General features: G+C 68.3%; 4 protein-coding genes. 2 read left to right on the plus strand and 2 right to left on the minus strand.

Annotation, left to right across the window (positions count from 1 at the left end):
* A partial coding sequence (locus tag O3X23_RS43700) for an alkaline phosphatase family protein (protein WP_269280927.1) occupies positions 1–785 on the minus strand: 785 nt, incomplete at its 3' end.
* A gap of 377 nt (positions 786–1,162) precedes the next feature.
* Here O3X23_RS43700 and O3X23_RS44425 point away from each other — a divergent pair.
* Together O3X23_RS44425 and O3X23_RS43710 are read left to right on the plus strand one after the other, a co-directional pair.
* Positions 1,163–1,339 (plus strand): hypothetical protein, encoded by a 177-nt coding sequence (locus O3X23_RS44425; protein ID WP_443048161.1) that lies wholly within the window; start codon positions 1,163–1,165, stop codon positions 1,337–1,339.
* Positions 1,340–1,822: 483 nt separating this feature from the next.
* Positions 1,823–2,110 (plus strand): hypothetical protein, encoded by a 288-nt coding sequence (locus O3X23_RS43710; protein ID WP_269280930.1) that lies wholly within the window; start codon positions 1,823–1,825, stop codon positions 2,108–2,110.
* 300 nt (positions 2,111–2,410) lie between these two features.
* On the opposite strand, the gene O3X23_RS43715 is transcribed toward O3X23_RS43710, so the two are convergent.
* On the minus strand, positions 2,411–2,908 hold the full coding sequence (locus tag O3X23_RS43715; protein WP_269280934.1) for a DUF6233 domain-containing protein: 498 nt from the start codon (positions 2,906–2,908) through the stop codon (positions 2,411–2,413).
* Between the last annotated feature and the right edge of the window lie 276 nt (positions 2,909–3,184).

Here is a 3,184-nt window from a genome sequence, read left to right on the forward strand (position 1 = left end):
CGAACGTTGGTCTCGCGCCCCTGGCCCAGCTGCGCGGCCGTCCAGAACTCGTCGGTGGCGAACGACCAGCCGCGCCATTCGGTCACGCCGCCGGTCGGCATCGCGGAGTTGTCGATGCTCCAGCCGGTGGGCGGCTGGTGCGTGTAGCCCTTGGTGGCGGCCGGGATGCCGGTCTCGTCGGTGCGGGTCTGCAGCGAGCCGCGGAGGGTGTCGAAGGCGTCCGGGGTGATCTCGTTGATCGGCTTGCCGTCCAGCCCCCAGACGGGGTCGATGGCGACGCCTTCGTGCTTGAGGACGGTCGGCGCGATGTCGACGAGTTTGACGTCGTAGCGAGTCGAGCCGGGGGTGAAGCCGGACCCGTTGGCGATCACGAAGGTCTGACGTTCCTGAGCGGTGTTCCCGCCGTGGCCGCCGACATCGGTGTGGCCGTGGTCGGTGGTCAGGACGATCAGCCAGTCCTCCGTCGCGTACGTCGGGCGGGACCGCACGGCGTTCACGACCTGGCCGACGAGCGTGTCGGCCTGGTGAATGGCGTCCAGGTACTGCTGGCTGGCCCCGCCGGAGGAGTGGCCGGCCTCGTCGACCTTGTCGAAGTGCAGGAACGTGCTGTCGGGATTGCCGTGGGCCAGGTAGTCGGCTGCGTCCGACGCGGTCTTGGTGTCGTTCTCGCTCTCCGGGATGCGCAGGTCGGTCCTGCTGGCGAAGATCGTGTCGGCGACGGGATTCCAGGAGGCGGCGACCAGGGTGGAGGCGTTCGGCGCGGCGGTCTCCAGGCGGGTGGCCATGTCGGGGTAGACGTCGTAGTGCGACGCGCTGCGACTGCTCCGATGTGAACAGCATTCAAAATATGGACTAGACCCGTTATCAAAAGGTGATGTATCCGAGTCGGCTCCATCGACGGGAGGACCCGACGGTCGGAGCATGTTCGCCTCGCATACTCGGTGAGGCGTGGTCATCAAGCCGGGCCGGAGGTGCGTCGGCCCGGACCGGAGTGAGGCTGTCTGCCGCTGGCACAATTCGCCTTTGGCACGAGCCGCCGAGCGTCGGTGTTCGGGGCGGCGAATGGCCCCTGAGGAGTGAAGAGACAAGCCCGGTCGATCGAGCCCGCGTTGACGCTGTAGGCCGTCGGCGCGCGGGTGGACAGGCGGCCCACCCGCCGGTGATGGTGCTGGCGGATGCAGGCCGGGCCATCACCCTGGGCGCCGCCGCCATGGCCACCCTCCTCGGGTGGCTCGGCCGGCCCGCGCTGTTCGTGGTCGCTTTCGCCGTCGGGGCATCGGCCTGGGCCACGATGCCGATGAGGGTGTGCCCGTCGATGACAGGCGGGCGGCAGACCTGAGCACTCCCTGCCGAGCCGCCAGAGAGCTACTACGTTCGTGTCTAGCCACTCGTGATTGCCGCTTGAAGCTTCGTAGTCTTGGGCAGTGACGAGGAGAGCGGGCTGGAAATCGGCGACCTCGCGAAGGATCCGACAACGGCAAGGTTGGCGAAATCATGGGCACCCTTGCCGGGCGCATGCACGGACGCCCCATTGAAGGGGAAAGGAGGGGGACGTCCTACCGTGCAGCGTCCTACCCCTTGGTGCGGCCGAACGGCTCAGCGCCCAGGTTGCTGCCCGCAATGAGGTAACGAAGTAGCCCCTGTGATCAACCCCCCGGCCGAGGAGGCGCCGTGAAGAGACTGATTGCGAAGGTTCGACAGCTTGCCATGGTGCACGCCATCACGTGCGGTATCTGTGGCGGTCCTATGGTGAACAATGGACGGGAGTACGTGTGCATGAGGTGCACCAACCAGTGACCGGTGGCAAGCGAGCGGGGTAGCGATGGGCAAGCTGGACGAGACGGACCCGGCCTACTGGGCACAGGACAAATTCCGGATCAAGGCGCCGGAAGGCGCACCGCCTCCGGCCCCAGCGTATGGCGAGACCGATCCGGCGTACTGGGCGCAGGACCGGTTCCGTATCCAGGCGCCAGGGACGACTCAGACCAAGCCCGTGAAGCGGAAGCACTGCCCGGCTTGCCAGGCCGACACGTCCTACTGGAACGGCCGCGGCTGGTCCTGCATGAGCTGCAAGCACGTCACCGATGAGGGTGAAACGTACAGCGTGTAAGCCACTGTTCAGCCGACCGCTGTCCCCAGTGAAATGAGAGGCGGCGCCGTCAGCAAGCCCCGTGCTGTCCTCCGGCACGTGAACTGGCGGCTTCGCCCGGATCGAGAGCCGGACACCTCCGCCGCAAGGCATGGGCAACGCCCGAGGGGGCTACAAAGGCCAGCAAGTTTGCCTGGTGCGGCGGGTGGTGCCACTCGGTCGCTCGCTGCCGTAGGGGCGCGCCGCACCATCAGTGGCGGATCTACCCGGCCATCCGGACAGGCCGCGCGGGGGGAGCTGGTCGACGCTGGGCGCTGTTGGTTACGTCGTGGTTCGCAGGGGCCGGTCGGGTCGGCAGGCGGTGCAGGGGGCGGAGTCAGGCTGGGCCAGGGTCGCGCGGGCCTGCTCGGTTCTGGCGGGGTGGGAGAGGTCGCGGACGGCGCGGCAGTCGCCGCGGTGCACGATGCGGGCTGGCCCGTGCTCGGGGCCGAAATACACCGCTTCCTCGATCCGCCAGGCTGGGGTGGCGCCGTGCCGGTAGGTGGGCACGGCGTTGTACGCCTGGCCCGCGATCGGCTCGCACCGGCTCGCTGGCGCGGCGAAGTCGACAGGCGCGGGCTTGTCGACCAGGCGGTCGCGCTGCTCGGTCGCGGCGGGCAGGTGGATCTGCAGGCCGTACCACCAGCTGCCGTCGCGTTCCTTGCGCCGGCCCTTCACCACGGCGTAGAGCAGCTGCCCGTCGTGCAGCCGCACCCGCACCAGCGGCCCATCGGCCGTCGGCAGGTCCGCCGCTTGGTCCCTGCTCTGCTCACTGCTCACCGTTCGATTCTAGTTCGATTCCATGGTGGAGCGCTGGCCGACCGGACTCCGCAGCCCCGGCCGGATCCGCCGATCGCCTCGCCGGCGATACTCGTAGACCAGGACGCGGCCGTCGAGGACGCCTACCGCATCGTCGCGCTGCAGGACCAGCTAGTGCGTTGTCCACGAACGTTCGCCGGGCCTGGTGATCCGTGAATGATTTTTGGGGTGTTGGGGCCTGGCGGTGGCACTGTGGTGGCAACGGGTTGTCATCGAGGGTGAGTGAGGTGCCTCATG

This window comes from Streptomyces sp. H39-S7, from assembly GCF_027158205.1.
In the GTDB taxonomy this organism is placed as follows: Bacteria; Actinomycetota; Actinomycetes; order Streptomycetales; family Streptomycetaceae; genus Actinacidiphila.

Bases quoted from the DNA above. Each gene is read 5' to 3' on its own strand.
- O3X23_RS44425 (WP_443048161.1), top strand. From the start codon at position 1,163: ATGGTGCTGGCGGATGCAGGCCGGGCCATCACCCTGGGCGCCGCCGCC.
- O3X23_RS43710 (WP_269280930.1), top strand. From the start codon at position 1,823: ATGGGCAAGCTGGACGAGACGGACCCGGCCTACTGGGCACAGGACAAA.